Origin of the sequence: Streptomyces sp. NPDC005863, from assembly GCF_042871345.1 — a bacterium.
Lineage (GTDB): Bacteria > Actinomycetota > Actinomycetes > Streptomycetales > Streptomycetaceae > Streptomyces.
Window position 1 is genome coordinate 607,071 of the sequence record NZ_JBIAII010000001.1, and the last position, 21,726, is coordinate 628,796.

Annotated in this window: 22 protein-coding genes; 9 read left to right on the top strand and 13 right to left on the bottom strand. The window is 70.8% G+C overall.

The genetic code is table 11. From position 1 onward, the window contains the following. Nucleotides 1-154: 154 nt before the first annotated feature. The 5 genes from ACFYO9_RS02505 to ACFYO9_RS02525 all read right to left on the bottom strand — a co-directional run bounded on the left by ACFYO9_RS02505 (nt 155) and on the right by ACFYO9_RS02525 (nt 4,440). Complete coding sequence (locus tag ACFYO9_RS02505) at nt 155-622, bottom strand: response regulator transcription factor (RefSeq protein ID WP_358778411.1); 468 nt, start codon at nt 620-622, stop codon at nt 155-157. A 377-nt stretch (nt 623-999) separates the two neighbouring features. After that, on the bottom strand, nt 1,000-1,218 hold the full coding sequence (locus ACFYO9_RS02510) for a ferredoxin (protein WP_355802910.1): 219 nt from the start codon (nt 1,216-1,218) through the stop codon (nt 1,000-1,002). Between the two features lie 4 nt (nt 1,219-1,222). After that, complete coding sequence (locus ACFYO9_RS02515; protein WP_358778410.1) at nt 1,223-2,449, bottom strand: cytochrome P450; 1,227 nt, start codon at nt 2,447-2,449, stop codon at nt 1,223-1,225. 145 nt (nt 2,450-2,594) lie between these two features. Continuing rightward, complete coding sequence (locus tag ACFYO9_RS02520) at nt 2,595-3,362, bottom strand: alpha/beta fold hydrolase (RefSeq protein ID WP_358778409.1); 768 nt, start codon at nt 3,360-3,362, stop codon at nt 2,595-2,597. Between the two features lie 139 nt (nt 3,363-3,501). Next, nucleotides 3,502-4,440 (bottom strand): oxidoreductase, encoded by a 939-nt coding sequence (locus ACFYO9_RS02525; RefSeq protein ID WP_358778408.1) that lies wholly within the window; start codon nt 4,438-4,440, stop codon nt 3,502-3,504. A 105-nt stretch (nt 4,441-4,545) separates the two neighbouring features. Between ACFYO9_RS02525 and ACFYO9_RS02530 the strand changes: the two genes are divergently transcribed. Next, entirely contained in the window at nt 4,546-5,181 is a 636-nt protein-coding gene (locus ACFYO9_RS02530; RefSeq protein WP_355802918.1) for a TetR family transcriptional regulator, read from the top strand. Nucleotides 5,182-5,191: 10 nt separating this feature from the next. Here the strand turns inward: ACFYO9_RS02530 and ACFYO9_RS02535 are convergent, their stop codons facing one another. After that, nucleotides 5,192-5,506, bottom strand: coding sequence for an HGxxPAAW family protein (locus tag ACFYO9_RS02535; protein WP_358778407.1), 315 nt, complete (start codon nt 5,504-5,506; stop codon nt 5,192-5,194). Between the two features lie 196 nt (nt 5,507-5,702). On the opposite strand from ACFYO9_RS02535, the gene ACFYO9_RS02540 reads away from it, so the two are divergent. Next, nucleotides 5,703-6,176 carry a MarR family winged helix-turn-helix transcriptional regulator gene (locus ACFYO9_RS02540; RefSeq protein WP_388665997.1) on the top strand — a complete coding sequence of 158 codons (474 nt, stop codon included), beginning with the start codon at nt 5,703-5,705 and terminating at the stop codon, nt 6,174-6,176. A 521-nt stretch (nt 6,177-6,697) separates the two neighbouring features. Here ACFYO9_RS02540 and ACFYO9_RS02545 read toward each other — a convergent pair. The 5 genes from ACFYO9_RS02545 to ACFYO9_RS02565 all read right to left on the bottom strand — a co-directional run bounded on the left by ACFYO9_RS02545 (nt 6,698) and on the right by ACFYO9_RS02565 (nt 12,613). Further along, nucleotides 6,698-7,327 (bottom strand): HAD-IA family hydrolase, encoded by a 630-nt coding sequence (locus ACFYO9_RS02545; protein ID WP_358778405.1) that lies wholly within the window; start codon nt 7,325-7,327, stop codon nt 6,698-6,700. Between the two features lie 204 nt (nt 7,328-7,531). After that, a complete protein-coding gene (locus ACFYO9_RS02550) occupies nt 7,532-8,359 on the bottom strand; it encodes a hypothetical protein (protein WP_358778404.1) in 828 nt (275 codons plus the stop codon). A gap of 554 nt (nt 8,360-8,913) precedes the next feature. Next, complete coding sequence (locus tag ACFYO9_RS02555; protein ID WP_358778403.1) at nt 8,914-9,555, bottom strand: GNAT family N-acetyltransferase; 642 nt, start codon at nt 9,553-9,555, stop codon at nt 8,914-8,916. 412 nt (nt 9,556-9,967) lie between these two features. Beyond that, nucleotides 9,968-11,104 (bottom strand): family 2 encapsulin nanocompartment cargo protein polyprenyl transferase, encoded by a 1,137-nt coding sequence (locus ACFYO9_RS02560; RefSeq protein WP_358778402.1) that lies wholly within the window; start codon nt 11,102-11,104, stop codon nt 9,968-9,970. A gap of 102 nt (nt 11,105-11,206) precedes the next feature. Further along, a complete protein-coding gene (locus ACFYO9_RS02565; RefSeq protein WP_358778401.1) occupies nt 11,207-12,613 on the bottom strand; it encodes a family 2B encapsulin nanocompartment shell protein in 1,407 nt (468 codons plus the stop codon). Nucleotides 12,614-12,796: 183 nt separating this feature from the next. Here ACFYO9_RS02565 and ACFYO9_RS02570 point away from each other — a divergent pair, with 183 nt between their 5' ends. The 4 genes from ACFYO9_RS02570 to ACFYO9_RS02585 all read left to right on the top strand — a co-directional run bounded on the left by ACFYO9_RS02570 (nt 12,797) and on the right by ACFYO9_RS02585 (nt 17,541). Then, a complete protein-coding gene (locus tag ACFYO9_RS02570) occupies nt 12,797-15,403 on the top strand; it encodes a DUF2156 domain-containing protein (RefSeq protein ID WP_358778400.1) in 2,607 nt (868 codons plus the stop codon). Nucleotides 15,404-15,549: 146 nt separating this feature from the next. Beyond that, on the top strand, nt 15,550-15,786 hold the full coding sequence (locus ACFYO9_RS02575) for a hypothetical protein (protein WP_358711628.1): 237 nt from the start codon (nt 15,550-15,552) through the stop codon (nt 15,784-15,786). Between the two features lie 139 nt (nt 15,787-15,925). Then, a complete protein-coding gene (locus ACFYO9_RS02580; protein ID WP_355802938.1) occupies nt 15,926-16,516 on the top strand; it encodes an N-acetylmuramoyl-L-alanine amidase in 591 nt (196 codons plus the stop codon). Nucleotides 16,517-16,590: 74 nt separating this feature from the next. After that, the gene (locus ACFYO9_RS02585) at nt 16,591-17,541 is read left to right on the top strand and encodes a pyridoxal-phosphate dependent enzyme (protein ID WP_358778399.1); all 951 of its coding nucleotides are present in this window, start codon (nt 16,591-16,593) and stop codon (nt 17,539-17,541) included. 24 nt (nt 17,542-17,565) lie between these two features. Here the strand turns inward: ACFYO9_RS02585 and ACFYO9_RS02590 are convergent, their stop codons facing one another. Further along, entirely contained in the window at nt 17,566-19,164 is a 1,599-nt protein-coding gene (locus ACFYO9_RS02590; protein WP_358778398.1) for a Na+/H+ antiporter, read from the bottom strand. Between the two features lie 46 nt (nt 19,165-19,210). Here ACFYO9_RS02590 and ACFYO9_RS02595 point away from each other — a divergent pair, with 46 nt between their 5' ends. The 3 genes from ACFYO9_RS02595 to ACFYO9_RS02605 all read left to right on the top strand — a co-directional run bounded on the left by ACFYO9_RS02595 (nt 19,211) and on the right by ACFYO9_RS02605 (nt 21,159). Beyond that, nucleotides 19,211-19,471 carry a UBP-type zinc finger domain-containing protein gene (locus ACFYO9_RS02595; protein WP_355802944.1) on the top strand — a complete coding sequence of 87 codons (261 nt, stop codon included), beginning with the start codon at nt 19,211-19,213 and terminating at the stop codon, nt 19,469-19,471. Between the two features lie 246 nt (nt 19,472-19,717). Next, complete coding sequence (locus ACFYO9_RS02600; protein WP_030780840.1) at nt 19,718-20,131, top strand: anti-sigma regulatory factor; 414 nt, start codon at nt 19,718-19,720, stop codon at nt 20,129-20,131. Further along, entirely contained in the window at nt 20,020-21,159 is a 1,140-nt protein-coding gene (locus ACFYO9_RS02605; RefSeq protein ID WP_388666000.1) for an RNA polymerase sigma factor SigF, read from the top strand. Before ACFYO9_RS02600 ends, ACFYO9_RS02605 begins: the two co-directional genes overlap by 112 nt. Before the next feature lie 53 nt (nt 21,160-21,212). Here ACFYO9_RS02605 and ACFYO9_RS02610 read toward each other — a convergent pair whose 3' ends face one another. Beyond that, the gene (locus tag ACFYO9_RS02610) at nt 21,213-21,671 is read right to left on the bottom strand and encodes a hypothetical protein (protein WP_358778397.1); all 459 of its coding nucleotides are present in this window, start codon (nt 21,669-21,671) and stop codon (nt 21,213-21,215) included. Nucleotides 21,672-21,726 lie beyond the last annotated feature (55 nt).

A 21,726-nucleotide genomic window follows, 5' to 3' on the forward strand; every position in this document is an offset into this window, starting at 1 on the left:
GGCCAGAGGACGGTGCTCGTCGGCCGGGCTTAGGTGCAGGTACGCGCCCGGGAACCTGGACTTTGGGCCAGGTCCGTACCCCGTACGAGGACGGGGGTGCCCGCACGGTCGAACCGTGCGGGCACCCCCGTCGTCGCACCTCGTGGCGCCGTGATCACATGGCCGGCGCCAGGGCGATCAGCTGAGCCCTGGACGCCACATGGGCCTTGGCGAGCACATTGGAGACGTGGAATTTGATCGTCTTCTCACTCAGGCCGAGGCGCCGGGCGATCTCCTTGTTCGCGAGCCCCCTGCGCACCAGTTGCAGCACCTCGGACTCGCGGGAGGTGAGCGGCGCATGCGTGGGCACCGCCGACAGATGGCGCGGGACCATGGCCCGGGTGAGCTTGAGCAGGGCCCCACTGAGGCCCGGCGAGACGTAGCCGGCGCCGTCGACCGCCTTGCGGACCGCCACGGCGAGGTCCTCCACGGGGTCGTAGCAGTGCACCAGCGCACCTACGTTCACCTGCGTGAGACTGATCCAGCGGGTTGCCGATTCCGTGTCCCCGACGACGACCAGGGCGGCGTCGACACCGGCGAGTTCCTGGGCGTGGCCGATGTGCAGTTGTCCATCGAGGACCACGGCATCCGGATCGTACAATTCCGCCACCGAAAGGAGCTCGGAGAGCTCGGCGACCTCGGCGACGACGGACAGAGTGGGATCCTTCTCCAGCGATCTTCGGATGCCGAGACGCGCATAAGGGTGCGGATCGCAAATAATGACTCGTGCCTGAATTCCCCGGTTCAACTGGAAGTCCCCCCGTCGGTCGGCACCCTCTTTTCAGCGCGGGATATTTCACCCGGCGAAAAGAAAACCGACCTATTTAGATTTCTCAAACGTGAGACGGCGCCCCCGCCCTCCGTGGAGCGGCGCCCGGTGCCCGCCGGACGGAATCCGACGGGCACCGGCCGCCCCGACGACGCGGGCTGCGGCCTCCGGCCCGGCGAGGGCGCAGGGCGTCATGAAGAGGCGGTCACCCGCTCCTCGATCTCGATCGCACCCACCGGACACATCTGCGCGGCCGTCTCGACCAGTTCGTACAGATCCTGGGGCGGCTCCGCGATCTGCAGCAGCACCAGCCCCTCCTTCTCGTCCTGGTCGAACACTTCCGAGACCGTCGCCACGCAGTTGCCCGCGCCCGCGCACAGCTTCCTGTCGACCTTGATCCGCATCGTCATCGCGTCACCACGTCACCGGCAGCTCGGCCACGCCGAACGTCACCGCCATGGGGCGCTGCGGGACATCGGCGAGGGAGAGTTCGGAGCGCAGCTTCGGGAAGCGGCGGGCCAGTTCGACGAGCGCCACGCGCAGCTCCGCGCGGGCCAGCGGCTGGCCGATGCACTGGTGGAGACCGAAGCCGAACGCCATGTGGCGGTGCGCCTCGCGCCGCTGCGGGTCGAACACGTCCGGGTCGGAGAAGACCGACGCGTCGCGGTTGGACATCGCGAGCATCGCGACGACGCCCTCACCGGCGCGGATCCGCTGTCCGCCGATCTCCGCGTCCTCCATGGCCAGGCGCGGCAGCCCGGTGCGTACGACGGTGAGGTAGCGCAGCAGCTCCTCGACCATGCCCGGCGCCAGGGCCGGGTCCTCGCGCAGGGTCTCCAGGTGCTCGGGGTGCTGCAGAAGCACCAGCGCCGAGAGGCCGATCATGTTCGCGGTGGTCTCGTGGCCTGCCACCAGCAGGAGCATGGCCAGGCTGACGAGTTCGTCCTTGCGCAGCTCGCCGGTGTCCACGCGCTCGATCGTGAGCCGGCTGAGGAGGTCCTCCCCGGGGTCCTTGCGCTTGGCGTCGACCAGGTCGCCGAGGAGGCCGGCCAGCGCGCCGAGGGCCGCCTCGACCTCCGCGGGGCCCGACTTCCTGTCCATGATCACGCCGCTGTGGTCCTGGAAGAAGTCGTGGTCGGCATAGGGAACGCCGAGCAGGTGACAGATCGTCATCGACGGCACGGGCAGCGCGAACTCCGCCATCAGGTCCACGGGCGCGCCGAGGTCCTTCATCCGGTCGAGCGCCTCGACGACCGTCTCCTCGATGAGCGGCTCGATCCGCCGAATGTTCTTGATCATGAACTCGGCGGTCAGCATCTTGCGGAACCGGCTGTGCGCGTCGCCGTCCATGAAGATGAACAGGCCCGACGCGTCGTCCTGCTTGGGCGGGATCGGGTTCAGCACCGGGAACCCGGGCTTGTACTGATCGGAGCTGAAGCCCGGGTGGCGCAGCAGCTGCCGCACGTCCTCGTGCCGGGAGACGAGCCACGCCCATCCCCCGAACGGAAGCCTCACCTTTCCGACGGGTCCTTCGAGCCGTTCCAGGTCCGACCCCGTGACCGGGATGAACGGATCGTCGTCCGGACCAATGAACGGATATGCCGGCAGGTCGGCAATGTCTATCTCGGCCACGTCCCCCATGTTTTCCCCCATCTCGCACGACTCGCATCCGAAAGACGAATTCAGCCTAACAAGATGGTTGGCTCAAACAAGGCGGTTTACCGGAATACATTTTTCCGTGATCAAGGTCACATCATAAACAGAATTCCGCAATAGCGCCGCTGGATCACGGCAATAGTCCCGCTAGAATCCGGCTGGAAACGGTGTCGACGACACTTGACAGGTGCTGGGTGAGGTAGAAGTGCCCGCCGGGGTGGCTCTCCATGCTGAAGCCGCCCTCCGTGTGGTCGGCCCAGGCACGCGCCTCGTCCGGGGTGACCCGGCCGTCCTCGGAGCCGACGATCACATGGATGGGCGCCGACAGCGGGGGCCGGGGGACGTACCGGTAGGTTTCGGCCGCCTTGTAGTCGCTGCGGAGCGCGGGCAGCGCCCTGCGCAGCAGCCCCTCGTCCTCGAAGACCCGGACGTCGGTGCCGCTGAGCGCCCGCAACTCCTCGATCAGGCCGCGGTCGTCGCGCAGGTGGATGGGCGCGGGGTTGTCGCGCGGCCGGGACGGTGCGCGCCTCGCGGAGGCGAACACGGCCAGGGGCGGCGACCCCGCGCCCTGCAGACGTACGGCCAGTTCGTACCCGACCATCGCACCCATGCTGTGCCCGAAGAGCGCCAACGGCCGGTCGGCCCACGGCAGTACCTCGTCGACCAGCGCGTCGGCGAGACCGGTGACGGAGTCCACGCACGGCTCGCGCCAGCGGTCCTGCCGCCCCGGGTACTGCACCGTCAGCACGTCGATCTCGGGCCCGAACGCGCGGGCGAACCGAAGGTAGAACGAAGCGGAGCCGCCGGCGTGCGGCAGGCACAGGAGCCTCGCGCGCGCCTGCTCGGCCGGCCGGTACCGGCGGATCCAGGCGCTGCTCCCGGCGGTCGTCGCGGTCATCCTCGGCCACCCTTCGCGGTCATCCGCTTTCGCCTACCGCGGGTCATCCGCCCTCGCCCTCCGCAGGTCATCCGCCCTTGTCCGCCACGGGCCATCCGCCCTTGCCCTCCGCAGGCCATCCGCCCTTGTCCGCCGCGGGTCAGGCGGCGGCCGGGAACGCGAAGCGCACGGAGGTCAGCTCCTCCGACAGATCCCACAGCCTGCGGCCGCTCTCCGCGTCCGAGGCCCGGGGCGCCAGCTCCACCGTCTTCGGCGCGCCGCGCAGTTCGGCCATGCCGTCGGGGCCGATGAACTGACCGCCCGTCACGCTCGGGTCGGTCGCCGCGAAGAGCGTGGGCAGCGCGCCCTGGGCCGGGGTCTGGGCGAGCGGCAGCAGCAGGCGCCCGAACAGGAACTTCACCATGCCCGCGGGCGAGCTCGTCTGAAGGTTGGTCGAGGTGTAGCCGGGGTGCGCGAGCAGGCTGCGCACCGGGCTCCCGGCCGCCGTCAGCTTCTGGTGGAGCTGCCAGCCGAAGACGGCGTTCGCCAGCTTCGACTGGTTGTAGTAGCCCATGGGCGAGTACTTGCGCTCGCCGTTGATGTCGTCGAAGAAGAGGTCGCCCTGGCGGTGGTTGGGCGAGCTCACGGTCACCACACGCGGGTCGTCCCCGGCCTCCAGGAGGTCGAGCAGCAGCCCGGTGAGGGCGAAGTGGCCAAGGTGGTTGGCGGCGAACTGCACCTCATGGCCCTGCGGGCTGAGCAGGCGCTTCGGCGGCGCCATCAGGCCGGCGTTGTTGACGAGCACGTCCAGGCGCGCGTGATCGGCGTGCAGCCCCTCGGAGAACGCGCGAACGGAGTCCAGGTCCGCCAGGTCGACCCGTCGCACCTCGAGAGCGGCGCCCGGGATCTCGGCGGTGAGCCGCTCGACCGCGGCCCGCCCCTTGGCCTCGTCCCGCACCGCGAGGATCACGCGCGCGCCCTTGCGCGCCAAGGCCTGGGTGGTCGCGAACCCCAGGCCGCTGTTGGCCCCGGTGACGACGACGACGCGCTTGCTCTGGTCAGGGATCTGCTCGGCGGTCCAGCCACGCTGATTACTCATACGACACAAGCTGCCCCACGTGGCACTCGGTGTCAAGAAGTTCTCTGCATGCCTTTACCTTCTCGCAATGCCTACTGGTTCCCCTGATGCCATTAAGGGCACGAAATGTACACTGAGGCAGTGAGTACCCACCCGGAAGTGAGCCTGGCCCAACGCAAGCGCCAACTCGTCTCGGACGAGCTGACGTCGGCCGCGCTGCGGCTGCTGGCACGGAGGGGGTTCGACACGGTGACGGCCGACGAGATCGCGGCCGTGGCGGGGGTGTCCAAGCGGACCTTTTTCCGGTACTTCGCGTCCAAGGAGGACGTGGTCATCCACCTGCTGGCCGACGTGGGCACCGGCATGCGCGCGGAGCTGGCCTCGCGCCCGGCCGGTGAACCGCCGTCGGTGGCGCTGCGCCACACGGTCTGGGTCTCCGTGAACGCCTGCGCGGGACCAGGCCAACAGGCCCTGCGGGTCACCCAGTTGATACTCGAAAGCCCCGCCCTGCACGCCCGCTTCCTGGAGCGCCAGGCGCAGTGGGGCGACGAACTCGCCGAGGAACTCGCCCGGCGCCTCGGCCTGGATCCGCGGACCGATCTCTACCCCCAACTGGCGGCCCGCATCGCCCTGTCCGCCTTCGGAGCCGTGCTCCAGAGGTGGAGCGCGGGTGACGGGGCGGAGGACCCGGCCCTGCTGACGGACCGGGCCTTCACCGTGATCGCACCGGCGCTCGATGTGGTGCGCCGCACCACCATGTGACCCCGGGCCGTCAGGAGGCCTCGGCGCCCCGGACCGACCGGCCGGCCAGTCGGCACCCCACGCAGTTCACGTGCCCCGCACGCGCGGAGAGGTCCCGTGAGGAGAACACCCGCTGGTCGAGGCTGCGCGGCATCGGCGGCTTGCCCCATCCCGCCAGGTGCAGGACCCAGGCCACGAGCGCCGCAGCCACCAGTAGGGCCAGCCCCAGCCAGAGCCCCGGGCGCCAGCCGACGACGCCCGCACCGACGGACACGGTTCCGAGCATCGCGATGAGGGATCCCGCCCACCCCGCGACGGTATGACCCTCGTCGTGGAGTCCACTCATGTTCCTGCCTCCTTCTGACACACGCACGCACGCCGTAAGATGTCTTAGCGAGTAAGGAATTTATCTTAGGCATTAAGGGAGTTCAATGCGGGAGAGTCGGGAGGTACGGGAGGTACGGGTGGAGGCGCCGGGGGCACAGGAGGCGCGGGAGGCGCGGGAGGTGCGGGAGGTGCGGGAGGCACAGGAGGTACGGGAGGTGCCAGGGAAGCCGTCGCAGCCTCGCCCCGCCGCTTCCGCGGCGGACGCCATCGGTGCGCTCGACGATCTCGTGGCGACGAACCTGATCGGCCGTCAAGAACTGGCGCGCAACCTCGACTTGAGCGTGAAGGACCTGGTCTGCTTCGCATACGTCCTGGAGGCGGACGCACCGGTCACCGCCGGCGACCTGGCCGGCCGCGCCCACGTCACGACGGGCGCCGTGACCGGCATCCTCAACCGCCTGGAGCGCGGCGGATTCGTCGAACGCGGACCCGACCCCACCGACCGGCGCCGCGTCCTCGTCACGGCCGTCCCGTCCGCCGCCGAGCGGGTACAGGCCGTCTACGGCCCGTACGCGACACTGCTCACCGATCTTTGCGCGCGGTACTCGGCGGACGAGCTTGCGGTGATCACAGACTGGCTCACGGGCGCCGCGGCCATGGCCCGCACATACCTGGAGGACTCCTGCTGAGGGCCGGCCCCTCTCTGCCGAGGCCGGGCGAGGGGGGCGGCCGGGGTCGGAACGGTGGGGTTGGTTGGGGGTCGGAGCGGTGGGGTCGGCTGAGGTCGGAACGGCGGTCGGCTGAGGTCGGAACGGTGGGGTCGGAACGGTGAGATCGGCTGGGGCCGGAACGGTGGGATCGGCTGAGGTCAGAGCGGCAGGGGCGGCAGGGGGAAGCAGTGGGGCCTGCCGTGGTCGGACCACCCGGCGGCGAGCTGCGGTCGGAGCGGCGGGGCCAGCCGCAGTCAGACCAGCGAGGGCCGACCGCAGTCAGACCAGCCGGGGCGATCTGCGGCCGGAGCGGCGGGACCAGCCGCAGCCAGACCAGCGAGAGCCGGCCGCAGTCGGACCAGCGAGGGCCAGCCGCAGTCGGACCAGCCGAGGCAGGCTGCGGTCGGAGCGGAGGGGCCAACCGGGGCGGGGCGGGGCGGGGTGCGGTCAGACGAGCCCGGCCCGGCAGGCCGCAATCAGGCCAGCGGGGCGAGCCGTGGTCAGACCAACGGGGCGAGCACCTCGCGCAGGTCCGCCGGCTCACGGTAGAGCAGGCCGGTCATACCCAGCTCGACGGCAGCGTCGACGTTCTCCTGGCGGTCGTCCACGAAGAGGCAACGGTGGGCCTCGACCCCGGCCCGCTCCGCCGCCGTCTCGTACATCCGGCGGTCCGGCTTGGCGACGCCCAGGTCCGCGCTGCTGATCACGTCATCCAGGAGCCCCTCCGGCCCGGTCAGACCGAGCAAGGCGAGATCGTCGGCGAGCCACGGCGTCGCGTTCGTGACGAGCAGGACGGGCAGCCCGGCCGCGCGCACCTGCCGGAGCAGGCCCACCACCACCTCGTCGGCCCGGAACTTGGCCTCGGCCAGCGTCGTCCCGAGCTCGCGCCCGCACGCCCGCGGCACCCGGTCGGCGAGCCCGTCCGCGACGGACTCGATCCACCGCTCCTTGGTGATCTCCCCGCGCATCAACGGCATGTCCGTCTCGGGCCGGAAGGCCACCTCGGCCGTGCTGCCGAGCGGCAGACCGGCCGCGCGTTCCAGCTCCTCCAGCTCCGCCATGTCGTAGAAGCGGATCACGCCGTCGAGGTCAGTCAGTACGGCGTCGAACGCCCGGCCACGGCTCGTCATCCCCCGTGTCTATCACGCACCCCCGGAACGCCTGCGGCCTGCCCCCTCCACCCCCACGGGACGCCGGCCGCCCGCCTCCCCACCTGCGGAGCCCCATCCGTCCGACCCGCAGCCTCACGCCGCTCTCCTCCACCCGCATGGGGACGGCTGACACTTGCCACCCGGGCCCCACCTGCACGGAGCCCTGCCCACGGCCCCACGGCCTCACGCCGCGCCGAGCACCTCACGCACCTCGGCCCGCAACCGGTCCTGCCCCTTGCGCACGGCCTCATAACGGGATTTGTGACGGCGCAGGTCCTCCCGCTGCTTCTCGTTGCTGACCGCCCACCACACACCGGCGACGTTCAGCTTCCGGTTGCACTCGACGTCGGCAACGGCCGTCCCCAACTCCCTCTGCGTACGGCGCGTATTGCCGTCCTTGCGCCCCTCACGCCACGCCTTGTCGCCCGCCGCCCGCGCCGGACTCCCGTACCCCTTGAAGCCTTTGTCCTCGACACAACGCGACCAGTCACCGAACGCCTTGCGGACCCGCTCATCTCTGGCCACGACCTTGTCGATCTCTGCGGTGCGCAGGACGACGTAGCTGGATGGATCTTCCGCACCGCCGACCCCCGCCCCGAAGCGCCGCTTCGCCTCGGCGGAACAGCCGCCCTTCGGGACCTTCCGCCCGTGCACCACCGAGGGCCCACTCTCCCCCGCCCCGACCCCGTTCAGCACCGGCTCCTCCCGCTCGGTCACCTCCCGACCCTTCGGCATCAACTCCGCCTCCTCGGCCTTGGCACGCTCCGGGTCGAACCCGTACCCCCAACGTCGGGCCTGGTCGAGATCGAGCCTCCCGTACGGAGACTCCATCCACGCCCACGACGTAAAGGTCTCCGCCATCCGGAACTTGCCCCACGTATCGGGTTCGAGCGGGAAGTCGTCGAACCCGAAGTCCCGCATGCACCGCTGCTGCAACAGGTTCCGAGCCCGCTCCAGCCGTTCACCGTCCCTGGGGCTGAACTGGTATCGGTCGAGGGGAAGTTCAGGCAAGTCCCCCGCACTTCGCACGCGCGGCACCCCGGGCCCCCGCGCGTACGCGGGCAACGAGGCCTCGTCCGCTTCCGTACCGGACCCCACGCCGCACCCCGCCAACACCCCACCCGCCAGAGCGAGTACACCCCACCGTGCCCTCATCGAACCCCCCTCCCGAACGGTCACACCACCGATCCGAGGGACCCTACCGCCGCGCTCCGACACCACCCCGAACGAACGACACCCTTGAGCCAGCCGGAAGCCACCCGCTCCCCTCGCCGGACGAGACGCCCTCCCGGCCAGGCCCGTTACCGCAAACGTGACCACGCCCGGGATGTGCCTACGGCCGCGAAGGCGACCGTGGCTGGAAATGTGACCGCGACCGGGGGCGCTCGACACCACCCAGCCCGGGGCTCATACGGGGACGAACGCCCCGAGCATCTTGTGCCGGGGCCGGATCCGGGGCCGGGCCGCAGGCCATGGGGTGGCCCTTCGCTGCCCGTGACTCCAGGACATTCCGGTTCCGCCGACCAGGGGCCCGGGGCCCGGGCAGCCCAACGCCCCCGCCCCCCTCACGCCCGCGGCTCACGCCACATGGGCCACATGCGAGGGCCGTCGGGAAGGTCGAGCGTGGTCCCCATGAAGGTGAAGCCGAGGCGCGCGTACAGATCGCGGCTGCGCGAGTTACTCGCCTCCAAGTAGGCGTGCCGCCCTTCGCGGTCGCACCGTTCGAGCACACCGGCGACGAGTTCGGTGCCGAGCCCCTCCCCCTGCCGTTCCGGATGCACGGCGATGAGATGCAGATACTCGTGCGCCCGGTCCGTCGGGTGGATCGCGTCCGTCAATCGTCCGATCAGCTCCACGCGTTCGTTACCCGGATCGACGATCTGACGCAACATCGCCGGCCCGTCCTCCCCGCCCTCCCCCGCGCCATGCGCCTCATGAGCCCCCGCCCCCTGCGACTCCGCCTCGGTCATCCCCGCGGGCACGGACCACCACATCGCCACGGCCGCCCCGTCCTCGGTGACATCGACGAACCCCTCGCTGAGCGCGATGTCGAAGAACGCCCGCATCAGCCCACCGTGCATCCGTCGCCGGCGCCCCTCCTCCGGAAAGACCCAACTGCTCACGGGGTCGTCCATGAACGCCACATCCAGCAACCGGACCACGTCCTCGCGGTCGCCCTCCCCGGCCCTCCGGATCGCCACACCCACAGCCCGCCCCTTACCGCTCACCGCCTCCGACGACGCGCACCCCTTCCTTCAAGCCCCGGAGACACAACTCCTGGCCTCGACACGTCGGTTGCAGCGTAAGTGATCGCGAACCGAGCGGGCAGGCCCCGGCCCCCCGACCGGTGCCCCCCCTCTCACCCCTCCGCCTCTCTCACCCACAGTTCGCCCCCCCCGGTCACTTCCCCGGCTCCCTCATTCCTCCGGCTCACCCGGCGCCCTCCCCCCTCAAGTCCCTCCAGCCCCTCGCCCACCCACTCTCCGCCCCCGCTCCTCTCCCTCCCTTCAGCCCGCAACCTCACCCCCTCAGCGGGACCACCCCGCAGAGCGCCACCCCCTCACCCCGCGCCCCTCACCCCCAAAGCAACCCCCACCCCCAACCCACCCGACCGCCCCCTCAGTGCGTACGTCGCGTCACGAACTCCGCCAGCGCCAGCAGGCCTCCCGCCGATTCCGGGTCCGGGACCGCCCGGGCGAGCTGGTCCACCGCCCGGGACATCCGGTCGGCCGCATGCACCTGCGCCCAGTCCCGGCCGCCCGCGTTCTCCACGGCTCGGGCCACCCGCGCCGCGTCCTGCAGGGCGTCGGCGCCCGCTCCCTCGCCCCCGGCCCTCTCACCCCGCGACGTGCCGGGCAGCCGTCCGTACAGCTCGGCGAGTTCCGCCGCGGCCGGCGTGCCCGACGCCAAAGCCGCGACGACCGGCAGGGACTTCTTGCGGGCCGCCAGGTCGGCGCCCGCGGGCTTGCCGGTCTGGCCGGGATCGCCCCAGATCCCGATGACGTCGTCGATGAGCTGGAAGGCGAGGCCCGCCTCCCGGCCGAACCCGTCCAGCGCCTCGGTCTCGTCCCGACCCGCCCCCGCATACACCGACCCCAGCGCACAGGCGCAGCCGAGGAGTGCCCCTGTCTTGGCCTCCGCCATGGCGAGGCACTCCTCCAATGTGACCTCATCCGGGCTGCGGTCCTCCAACGCGCAGTCCGCGAGCTGCCCCGCGCAGAGCTCCACGACACAGGCGGTGAGGCGGGCGGCCGCCTCCGAGGCCCCCGGGTGGGGATCCTCGGCGAGCAGCTGCTGGGCCAGTGCCTGCAGGGCGTCGCCGGCCAGGATCGCTCCGGCCTCGCCGAACACGGTCCAGACGGTGGGCCGGTGCCTGCGTGTGGTGTCCCCGTCCATCACGTCGTCGTGCAGGAGGGTGAAGTTGTGGGTCAACTCCACGGCCGCCGCGGCCCGTACGGCCATGGCCGGGTCTCCGCCGAGCGCCCGTACCGCGGTGAGCACGAGCGCCGGCCGGATGGCCTTGCCCGCGTTACCCGCGGCCGGTGTGCCGTCCGCGTGCTCCCACCCGAAGTGGTAGAGCGCGATCCGGCGCAACGATCCGGGCAGCGAGTCGATCGCCCTGCGCAGCTCGGGATCGACGTACCGGCGCGCTGCCGCAAGGATCTCGACAGCCTCGTGCTGCTCACCGGGTCCGAGCAGCGGGGCCCGCTCCGTCGCGTCCACTGTTCCCGCCGTGTCCGTCGTCGTGTCCGTCATGGACTCACCCCGTGAAGGATGCGGACGGTGGCGGTTCCTCGGGCTGCGGGCGCGTACGGGTGGGGTGTACCCCGTGCCGCGCCCCGAGACACGGGTGCCGGCTCACCTCCAGCGGCCGATCTCTACGTTCTCCAGCACGCCGAGCGCGTCGGGCACGAGCACCGCCGCGGAGTAGTAGGTGGAGACCAGGTACGAGATGATCGCCTGCTCGCTGATGCCCATGAACCGCACGGACAGGCTGGGCTCGATCTCGTCCGGGATGCCGGTCTGGCGCAGGCCGATGACACCCTGCTCCTCCTCCCCGGTACGCATGCAGATGATGGATGTCGTGCGGGCCTCGGTGACCGGGATCTTGTTGCACGGGAAGATCGGCACACCGCGCCACGTGGGGATCCTGTTGCCGCCCATGTCGATGGTCTCGGGGACGAGCCCCCGCTTGTTGAGCTCGCGTCCGAACGCGGCGATGGCGCGCGGGTGGGCGAGGAAGAGCTTGGATCCGCGCCGACGGCTGAGCAGTTCGTCCATGTCGTCCGGGCTGGGGACGCCGTCGTGGGGCTGGATCCGCTGGTCGTACTCGCAGTTGTTGAGGAGACCGAACTCGCGGTGGTTGATCAGTTCGTGCTCCTGGCGCTCCTTGAGCGCCTCGACGGTCAGCCGCAACTGCTGCTCGGTCTGGTTCATCGGCTGGTTGTAGAGGTCGGCCACGCGCGTGTGGATGCGCAGCACGGTCTGGGCCACGCTCAGTTCGTACTCACGCGGGGACGATTCGTAGTCCACGAAGGTGCCCGGCAGGACGGCCTCGCCGACATGGCCGGCCGACAGGTCGATGGGTGCTTCGCCGAACTTGTTGGTGCGCTGGGCCGGGATGGACCGCAGCCGCTGGAGGTGGTCGCGCAGCGAGTCGCTGCGCTCCGCGATCTGTTCGAGGTCCTGTCGGGGCAGGGCGAGGACCGTGCACGGGGTGACCGCGCGGGCGGTGTACTCCCAGATGGTCTCGGGGTCGATGAGCGCCTGTTCGCCGAAGTAGGAGCCGTCGGCGAGCGTCTCGAGCACCGTGTCGTCGCCGTACGGGCCGGCGCCGATCTTCTCGACGCGGCCGTGCGCGAGCAGGTACACCTCGTCGGCCGGGCTGCCGAAGGAGGTCAGCACCTCTCCCGCGGCGAACTCCCGCTGCTGGCAGCGCTGCGCCAGCTCCCCCAGCACCTCGTGGTCGCCGAAGTCCCGCAGCACCGGGAGCTCTCCGAGCTCGGCCGGGACGACCTGCACGCGGTCCCCCGTCTTCACGAAGGTCACCCGGCCGTCGCCCACCGAGTAGCTCAACCTGCGGTTCACCCGGTACGTACCGCCCTGCACCTGGACCCAAGGGAGCATCCGCAGCAGCCAGCGGGAGCTGATCTCCTGCATCTGTGGCGCGGATTTGGTGGTCGTGGCCAGATTCCGCGCGGCGGACGTGCCGAGGCTCTGCTGCGGCTTCTCCGACTCTGTACGGACTTCTTCGCCTACCGACATTGGCTTTGCCCTCCCGGATCCCAGCGGTGATCTGCTTCCCCCACACTTCCAGCACGGAGCGTGGTCGCGCCATTACACAAAAGAGCGGGAATGGATCACCTCCGGACGGGGCAGTAGGCGCGTTTCCACTCGTTCGGCGCAACCCGGGGTGTGCCGGGTGTGGCAGCCTGGTGGGCTCGGGAGATGACCACCCCCGAGGCCGCCGATGCCGGTGCGCGAGAGCCGGAGCCGTCGACTCCGCTCGCGCCGCCGGGCGAGCGCGGCCCGGTGCGCTGGCTGCACGCGGTCGGCAGAGCGTTCGAACCGGTTCGCCGGGCGCCGGTGACCGTGTTCGTCGTGGTGGCGCTGTGGGCCGTGGGCGCCCTCACCGGGAGCCTCGGCTCCGGCCCCTCCACGACGCTCTTGGACGACATCGGCGTGGGGGTGCCGGCCCTCGCCGACGGCCGGTGGTGGACGCCCCTCACCTCGATCCTGTGGTGTCCGGGCATCGGCAACTACATCGGCTCCACCCTGCTGTTGCTGCTCCTCGGCTCCGCCGCCGAGCAGCGCATGGGGTCCGCACGCACCGCCCTCGTCCTGTTCCTCGGACAGGTGCTCGGCTCGCTGCTCGGCACCGGCGTGGTCAAGCTGGGCGCGCTGGGCGGCGACGACTGGCTGCGCGACCTCTCGGGCCAGTTGACGGCGACGCCCGGGATCGGCGCCTGCGCCCTCGGTGCCTTTCTCAGCTTCCGGCTCGACGCTCTGTGGCGGCGCAGGCTGCAGCTGTGCCTGATCGTGTTCCCGCTGATGCTGGCGCTGTACGTCGGTCACCTCCAAGGCGTCCTGCGGCTCGGCGGCGTCGTCGTGGGCCTCGGGCTCGGCGCCTTCGCGCACCGGCACACGCATCGTCTGCGGATGCCACACGCCTCGCACTCCGAGGGCCGGGTCCTGGTGGCGCTCGTGGTGGCCGCCTCCGCCATCGGTCCCCTCGTCGCGACGCTCTACAAGGACTCCTTCGGCCCCTTCAACGTCCTCGATCTGTACGTGTCCGGGGGACCGAGCCCGCAGGACGTCGCGGATGCCTGTGTCCGGCCGGACAGCGCGGGCTGCGCCCGCATCCGCGCCCAGGACCGCTTCTACGGCTCTCCCGCGATGCTCATGGGCGTCGCCATCCCGCTGCTGCTGTTCGTGCTCGCCGACGGACTGCGCCGCGGACTGCGGCCTGCGTGGCGGATCACGGTGGCCGCACAGCTGGTGTGGCTGGGCCTCATGGCCTTCCTGCTGAGTGACATCGCCTCGCATCCGGACCAGTACGTCCTTGAGGGCAGCGACCTGTCCGACCAGAAGGCGGCCATGATCCAGTCGGTCGCCGAACAGATGCTGCTGCCGCTGCTCGTGCTGGTGCTGCTGTTCCTCGCCCGCCGTCTCTTCGACCAGCGCCTGTCGCGCACCACTGTGACCTGGCTCGCGGGGACCGTCGGCGGCACGCTGCTGCTGGCCTGTGCCGCGTACGTGGGCATCGGTTACGCCGTGCGCGACCAGTTCACGCCCGACGCGAGGTTCTGGAAGTTGGTCGCGGGGCTCCCCACCCAGTTCCTGCCGCCCAGCTACGAACCGTTCTTCTTCCGCGGCCAGGCCCCCATCCCGGTCGGCGGCACCGCGCTGTCCCTGTACGAGTACTGCGGGATGCTGTTCTGGGTGGTCGGCCTGGTCACCCTCTTCGTGGCGCTCCGGCGGCCCCTGATGCGCGCCGACGCCGACGCGGCCGCCCGCGCGCGTGCCCTGCTCGCCGCGCACGGCGGCTCCACGCTCTCGTATCTGACGACGTGGCCCGGCAACCACTACTGGTTCTCGGCGGACGGCCGGGCCGCGGTCGCCTACCGCGTGCACTCCACGGTCGCGCTCACCACAGGTGACCCCTTCGGGGAGCCGTCCGCGCGCGGGGAGGCGATCGACGGATTCGCCGCCTACTGCGACCGGCGCGGCTGGACCCCCTGCTTCTACAGCGTGACCGCCGACGCCAAGGCCCGTACGGACGCCCTGGGCTGGAGCTCGGTACAGGTCGCCGAGGACACCGTCGTACCGCTGCCGGAGCTGGCCTTCACCGGCAAGAAGTGGCAGGACGTCCGCACGGCCCTGAACAAGGCCAAGAAGGAGGGCATCACCGCGGAGTGGCACACCTTCCCGCAGGCGCCCATCGCGCTCACGGACCAGATCCGCTCGATCTCCGAGGAGTGGGTCGCGGACAAGGGCCTCCCGGAGATGGGCTTCACGCTCGGCGGACTCGACGAACTGGACGACCCCCATGTGCGATGTCTCCTGGCGGTCGACGGGGACCGCACGGTGCACGGCATCACGAGCTGGATGCCCGTCTACGGAGACTCCGGCGCGGCCGCGGACAGCGCGCCCGTCGCGCCGGTGGGCTGGACCCTGGACTTCATGCGGCGCCGCTCCGACGGGTTCCGCGGCTCGATGGAGTTCCTGATCGCGTCCGCCGCGCTCGGCTTCAAGGAGGAGGGCGCGCAGTTCCTCAGCCTCTCCGGAGCGCCGTTCGCCCGCTCCGACACCGCCGAACCGCCCGCCGCGCTGCAGCGCCTGCTGGACTACGCGGGCCGCACCCTGGAACCGGTCTACGGATTCCGCTCGCTGCTCAATTTCAAGGCCAAGTTCCAGCCCCAGTACCGGCCCATGTACATGTGCTACCCGGACCCGGCGGCCCTGCCCAGCATCACCCGGGCGATCGGCAAGGCCTACCTGCCGCACATGAAGCCCGCCCAGGGGGTGCGCCTGATGCGCAGACTCACCACCTAGGGCAGCGTGGGCAGCGCGCCCGTGGCACGGTGGCCGGACGGGGCGCCGCGAAATGCCCGGGAACTCCCGGATCTGTACAACCGTTCCATCCCATGCGGGGGTATCCGTACCGCCCGCACCCTCGGCACCAACGGCAGGAGAGAGCAATGGCAGGCTTCCTGGATCGCGCCAAAGAGCAGGCCCAGCGGGGCCTCAACCAGGGCAAGCAGAAGATCGACGAGGTGCAGGAGAAGCGCGCCGGCGACGCCCTCCTGAAAAAGCTCGGCGCCGCCTACTACGCGGAGCGCCGGGGCACCGGAACCGCGCAGGCCACCCAGCAGGCGCTGCAGGCCGTGGAGGCCCACGTCGCGGCGAACGGCGACGGTTTTCTGCACGGCGCCTGACCGGATCGGCTCGCACGGTGCCCGAACAGGCCTCGGATTGCTGCCGAACAGCTGGTGACGGCACCGGAGTTCCGGTACAAGCAGGGCGTACGAGGCGGTCCGCGACCGGCGGCCGTCGCGCCTTGCAGAGGAGTCGGTCATGTCCCCACCCATGTCCGCGAGCACATTCCTGAACGCCCTGCGGGACGAAGGCGTGACCGTCGTCGAGGTCGGCGACTGGGAGCATCACAACCGCAACCACAAAGGCCCCTGGGGCCCCGTCAACGGCGTGATGATCCACCACACCGTGACGTCGGGCAGCGAAGAGACGGTCGAGCTCTGCCGCGACGGCTCCGAGGCCCTCCCGGGGCCGCTCTGCCACGGCGTCATCACCAAGGACGGCCGGGTCCATCTGGTCGGTTACGGCCGCGCCAACCACGCGGGCCTCGGCGACGACGACGTGCTCCGCGCGGTCGTCGCCGAGAAGCGGCTGCCGCCGGACAACGAGGCGAACACCGACGGCAACCGCCACTTCTACGGCTTCGAGTGCGAGAACCTCGGCGACGGCGACGATCCGTGGCCGGACGAGCAGCTGGACGCCATCGAGAGAGTCTCGGCCGCGGTCTGCCGCGTCCACGGCTGGACCGAGCGCTCCGTGATCGGCCACCTGGAGTGGCAGCCGGGCAAGATCGACCCGCGCGGGTTCACGATGGACTGGATGCGCGACCGCATCGGGGAGCGCCTCAAGTAGGCCCGGGAGGCGCCGGAAAGCCGCCGGCGCAAGGCTTCGCTGCCGGGTGGCACGGCCCGGGAGACAATGGCGGGGTGTGCCCCACCCCGCCCGTCGGCCTGCGCCCCCGGCTGCCGTCCCCGCTGCAGCCCATAGCGGACGACCGCTTCGCCCGCCGCGGCGTACGTCTGCTGCTCAAGCGGGACGACCTGATCCACCCCGACCTGCCGGGCAACAAGTACCGCAAGCTGGTCCTGAACCTGCGGGCGGCGGCCGACGCCGGCCACGACACCCTCGTCACCTTCGGCGGCGCCTACTCCAACCATCTGCGCGCCACCGCCGCCGCGGGCCGTCTCCTCGGATTCGCCACGATCGGCGTCGTCCGCGGCGACGAACTCGCCGACCGCCCCCTGAACCCGTCCCTGACGCGCTGCGTCGCCGACGGGATGCGGCTGCACTTCGTCGACCGGGCCACCTACCGGCGCAAGAGCGATCCGGAGACCCTCGCGGCGCTCCTGCGCGCGGCGGACGCCGGGGCCGCGTACGTGATCCCTGAAGGCGGCAGCAACGCCCTTGCGGTACGGGGCTGTACGGCCCTCGGCGAGGAGTTGCGGGAGCACACCGACGTGGCGGCCGTGGCGTGCGGCACCGGTGGCACCCTCGCGGGTCTGGCCGCCGGCCTCGGCCCCGACCGGCAGGCGCTCGGCATACCCGTCCTCAAGGGCGGCTTCCTGGGCGCCGACACGGCGGCCCTGCAGCGCCTCGCGTTCGGCGAGCCCACCGCCAACTGGCGTCTGGACGAGCGCTTCCACTGCGGCGGCTACGCCCGTACCCCGCCCGAACTCATCGCCTTCGCCGAGGACTTCGAGGACCGGCACGGCCGCGCGAACGGCCTCTCCGTAGAGCGTCTCTACGTCGCCAAACTCCTGTACGCCCTGACGGCCCTCTCCGAAGAGGGCGCCTTCCGCCCCGGTACCCGCCTCACCGCCGTCATCACCGGCGCGCGCGAGGACGCCGCGGAAACCACCGACACGGGCCGTATCTAACCGGCTCGGTCCTCGATCTTCCGCTCAGTCCTCGATCTCCCGGTGGGCGGCCGCCTCCTCCAGGTCCAGCTTGCGCAGCAGCGTCCGCATCATCTCGTCGTCGATGCGCCGCTCGTCCCGCATCCTCACGAACACCTCGCGCTCGGCGGCGATCGCCTCGCGCGCGAGGCGGCGGTAGGTGTCGTCCGCCGACTCCCCCGTCACCGGGTTGGGTTGACCGAGTCGCTCCCACACGGAATTGCGGCGCCGCTCCAGAACCGTGCTCAGACGGTCCTGGAGGGGCTGTGGCAGGCGATTGCGCTCGTCCTGCATGAGTTCCCCCAGCCGCTCCTCCGCGGCCTGTGAGGCAGCGTTCTGCGCCTGCGCCTCGGCGAGTGTCTCCGCCTGCGCGTCGCGGCCGGGCAGTTTCAGGACGCGGATCAGCCACGGCAGCGAGAGCCCCTGCACGACGAGCGTGCCGATCACCGTGGTGAACGTCAGAAACAGGACAAGATTGCGTGCCGGGAAGGGCTCGCCGTCGTCCATGACGAGCGGGATCGAGAAGGCGATGGCGAGCGAGACCACGCCGCGCATCCCCGCCCAGCTGACGATCAGCGGACGCCGCCAGTCCAGGTCGCTCTCGCGCTCCCTGATGCGGGCCGATACGCCGCGCGGCAGATACGTCGCCGGATACGACCACACGAACCGCGCGGCCACCACGAAGACGAAGACCCCGAGCGCGTACCAGATCGCCTGGCCCACGCTGTACTCGCCGAGCCCCTTGAGGACGACGGGCAGTTGCAGCCCGATGAGCGCGAAGACCGCCGACTCCAGGATGAACGCGACGACCTTCCACACCGCGGCCTCCTGGAGCCGCGTCTCGAAGTCGACCTGCCAGGAGCGGTGCCCCAGGTAGAGGGCGACCACGACGACGGCGAGCACTCCGGAGGCGCCGACCTGTTCCGCGGCCGCGTAGGCGACGAAGGGGATGAGCAGCGACAGCGTGTTCTGCAGCATCGCCTCCTTCAGGTGGGTGCGCAGCCAGTGGATCGGCACCATGAGGAGCAGCCCGACCCCGACCCCGCCGACGGCGGCCATCAGGAACTCCCGGACGCCGCCCGACCAGCTCGCGCCCTCGCCGACCGCCGCCGCGAGGGCGACCTTGTAGGCGGTGATCGCGGTCGCGTCGTTCACCAGGGACTCGCCCTGCAGGATCGTGGTGATCCGCGAGGGAAGCCCCACTCTGCGCGCGATGGCGGTAGCGGCGACCGCGTCGGGCGGCGCGATGACGGCGCCGAGGACGAGCGCGGCGGTCAGCGGCAGGTCGGGGATGAGCAGGTACGTGAGCCAGCCGACGGCGAGCGTGGCGAACAGGACGTAGCCGACCGAGAGCAGCGCGACGGGTCTGAGGTTGGCGCGCAGGTCCAGGTAGGAGCTCTCCAGGGCGGCCGTGTGCAGCAGCGGGGGCAGGATCAGCGGCAGCACGATGTGCGGGTCGAGGTGGTACTCGGGCACTCCGGGGACGTACGAGGCGATGAGCCCGACCCCGACCAGGAGCAGCGGCGCCGGCACGGGGGTCCTGCGTGCGGCCCCCGCCACCACGGCGCTCGCCGCGATCAGTGCCACCAGGGGCAGTACATCCATCGGCAGACCCCTCCGCCCTCCGCGTTCCCGTCGTAACCTGGCAATCATGAACGAGTGCCCGCACGTCGCCGCGCTGCCGCACCCCGAGGTGTCCCCGCTGAGCGAAACGTGCCTCGAGTGCCAGGCGGCCGGCAGCCATCCCGTGCAGTTGCGGCTGTGTCTGGAGTGCGGGCATGTGGGCTGCTGTGATTCCTCGCCCTTCCAGCACGCGACGGCGCACTTCAAGGAGACCTCACACCCAGTGATGAGGACCTTCGAGCCGGGAGAGAGCTGGCGTTGGTGCTTCGTGGACGGTTCGATCGTCTGACGCCTGGGTACGTCAACCCGGCGCCCGTTCTTTCCAATTGGGCCTGCGCGACCCCTAGCCACTGTCCGTACTCATAGGCTTACTATGAGTGACAGCATCGGGCGGGGTCCCCGGGACACGGATCTGGGGAGCGCGGTAGCGTCACCGCTGAAAGACGTGGCGCGTTACCCGTGTGACGCAGTCCGGACCACCGCAGGACAGCGGTCCGGGAGCCCCGAAAGTGCTTGTACCACCTTGGAGGTGAGGGTGTCCCAGATCGCAGGCGAGCCCGGGAATCAGGACTTCGTGGAGGTCCGCCTTCCGGCTGCGGGTGCCTACCTGTCTGTGCTGCGGACGGCGACGGCCGGCCTCGCGGCGCGCTTGGACTTCACACTCGACGAGATCGAGGACCTCCGCATCGCGGTCGACGAGGCCTGCGCGATCCTGCTCCAGCAGGCCGTGCCGGGCTCCGTGCTCAGCTGCGTCTTCCGACTCGTCGACGACTCGTTGGAGGTGACGGTCTCGGCACCCACGACCGACGGCCGGGCCCCGGAGCGGGACACCTTCGCCTGGACGGTGCTTTCGGCCCTCGCGGGCCAGGTCGACTCCACCGTCGCCGAGGACAACACCGTCTCGATCAGCCTCTACAAGAAGCGCGGCGCGGGACCCGGGCCGGCGTGAGGAACGGGGACGGGCAGGTGCGGGACGAAGAGCGCGGCACACAGAGTCTGCCCGCCGGCGGCAGGGAGGGGACGCGCCGTATGACCACCGGAATCCCCGAGCAGCAGGCCAAACCGCACCCCCAGGAGCCGGAGCATTCGGCTCCGCCGAGGGTGGCCGATGTGTCGGAGCAGGCAGAGCCGACCGCCAAGGACGAGCCCAAGCAGCTCTCCGGCCGGGGCGGCGCGCGACGGGTGGGAAACATGAGCGAGCACGGGCACGGTCGGCACGATCCGCAGGACCGCAGCGGCGCACGCGCGATGTTCGTCGAGTTGCGCTCCCTGCCGGACGGCAGTCGGGAGTACGCGGAGCTGCGCAATCAGCTGGTCCGCATGCACCTGCCGCTCGTCGAGCACCTGGCCCGCCGCTTCCGCAACCGCGGCGAGCCGCTCGACGACCTCACCCAGGTCGCCACCATCGGCCTGATCAAGTCCGTGGACCGCTTCGACCCGGAGCGCGGCGTGGAGTTCTCCACGTACGCGACGCCGACGGTCGTCGGCGAGATCAAGCGGCACTTCCGCGACAAGGGGTGGGCGGTCCGCGTCCCGCGGCGCCTTCAGGAGCTGCGGCTCTCGCTGACGACGGCGACCGCCGAGCTGTCCCAGCTGCACGGCCGCTCCCCCACGGTGCATGAGCTGGCGGAGAAGCTGGCCATCTCCGAAGAGGAGGTCCTGGAGGGCCTTGAGTCGGCGAACGCGTACTCCACACTCTCCTTGGACGTCCCGGACACGGACGACGAGTCGCCGGCCGTCGCGGACACCCTGGGCGCCGAGGACGAGGCCCTGGAGGGCGTCGAGTACCGCGAGTCGCTCAAGCCGCTCCTGGAGGACCTGCCCCCGCGCGAGAAGCGCATCCTGCTGCTGCGCTTCTTCGGCAACATGACGCAGTCGCAGATCGCGCAGGAGGTCGGCATCTCCCAGATGCACGTCTCCCGCCTGCTGGCACGCACCCTCGCGCAGCTGCGGGAGAAGCTGCTCGTCGAGGAGTAGTCAGCAGTAGTCACTCACCGTAATGGGAGTGTGGTCGCTCTCCGTAGTCGGCGTTACTTCTGGTCCTGGACGTTGCCGGGGCCCTGGATCCCGAGGGCTTCGGTCGTCGCAGGATGGATCAGAAGCACCAGCGAGGCGACGGCCGCGAGGGCGAGGACGATACCGGCGGGGATCGCCGCACTGTCGGCCTGCAGCAGCTGCCAGGCCACCGGAAGCGCCATGATCTGGGTGATGATCGCGGGCCCGCGGCTCCAGCGCCGCAGCTTCATCAGCCCGCGCGCGGCGAGCAGCGGAAGCAGCGCGAGGACGATCAGCGTGACGCCGCCCGTCTCGGCCTGCTTCGGATCGTCGGGCGATCCCGCAAGACCCATCGCAAGCATGTACACACCCCCCACGAGGAGCGCGAGGCCCTCCAGCGCCACCAGGGCCGCGGCGGCGGTCACCCGCGTGGGCCGCGGGCCCGGCGCGGGCGCCTCGGGGGTTTCGGGGGTGGTTTTCCGCTCAGTACTCACCCTTGCAGGGTAGCTCCGGGCACCCCCGCCCCGGCACCTCGGTCTAGGCCGGGTA

Coding starts and splice junctions, on each gene's coding strand:
- ACFYO9_RS02510 (WP_355802910.1), bottom strand. CDS start 1,218: ATGACGATGCGGATCAAGGTCGACAGGAAGCTGTGCGCGGGCGCGGGC.
- ACFYO9_RS02515 (WP_358778410.1), bottom strand. CDS start 2,449: ATGGGGGACGTGGCCGAGATAGACATTGCCGACCTGCCGGCATATCCG.
- ACFYO9_RS02520 (WP_358778409.1), bottom strand. CDS start 3,362: ATGACCGCGACGACCGCCGGGAGCAGCGCCTGGATCCGCCGGTACCGG.
- ACFYO9_RS02525 (WP_358778408.1), bottom strand. CDS start 4,440: ATGAGTAATCAGCGTGGCTGGACCGCCGAGCAGATCCCTGACCAGAGC.
- ACFYO9_RS02530 (WP_355802918.1), top strand. CDS start 4,546: ATGTACACTGAGGCAGTGAGTACCCACCCGGAAGTGAGCCTGGCCCAA.
- ACFYO9_RS02535 (WP_358778407.1), bottom strand. CDS start 5,506: ATGAGTGGACTCCACGACGAGGGTCATACCGTCGCGGGGTGGGCGGGA.
- ACFYO9_RS02545 (WP_358778405.1), bottom strand. CDS start 7,327: ATGACGAGCCGTGGCCGGGCGTTCGACGCCGTACTGACTGACCTCGAC.
- ACFYO9_RS02560 (WP_358778402.1), bottom strand. CDS start 11,104: ATGACGGACACGACGACGGACACGGCGGGAACAGTGGACGCGACGGAG.
- ACFYO9_RS02565 (WP_358778401.1), bottom strand. CDS start 12,613: ATGTCGGTAGGCGAAGAAGTCCGTACAGAGTCGGAGAAGCCGCAGCAG.
- ACFYO9_RS02570 (WP_358778400.1), top strand. CDS start 12,797: ATGACCACCCCCGAGGCCGCCGATGCCGGTGCGCGAGAGCCGGAGCCG.
- ACFYO9_RS02575 (WP_358711628.1), top strand. CDS start 15,550: ATGGCAGGCTTCCTGGATCGCGCCAAAGAGCAGGCCCAGCGGGGCCTC.
- ACFYO9_RS02580 (WP_355802938.1), top strand. CDS start 15,926: ATGTCCCCACCCATGTCCGCGAGCACATTCCTGAACGCCCTGCGGGAC.
- ACFYO9_RS02590 (WP_358778398.1), bottom strand. CDS start 19,164: ATGGATGTACTGCCCCTGGTGGCACTGATCGCGGCGAGCGCCGTGGTG.
- ACFYO9_RS02595 (WP_355802944.1), top strand. CDS start 19,211: ATGAACGAGTGCCCGCACGTCGCCGCGCTGCCGCACCCCGAGGTGTCC.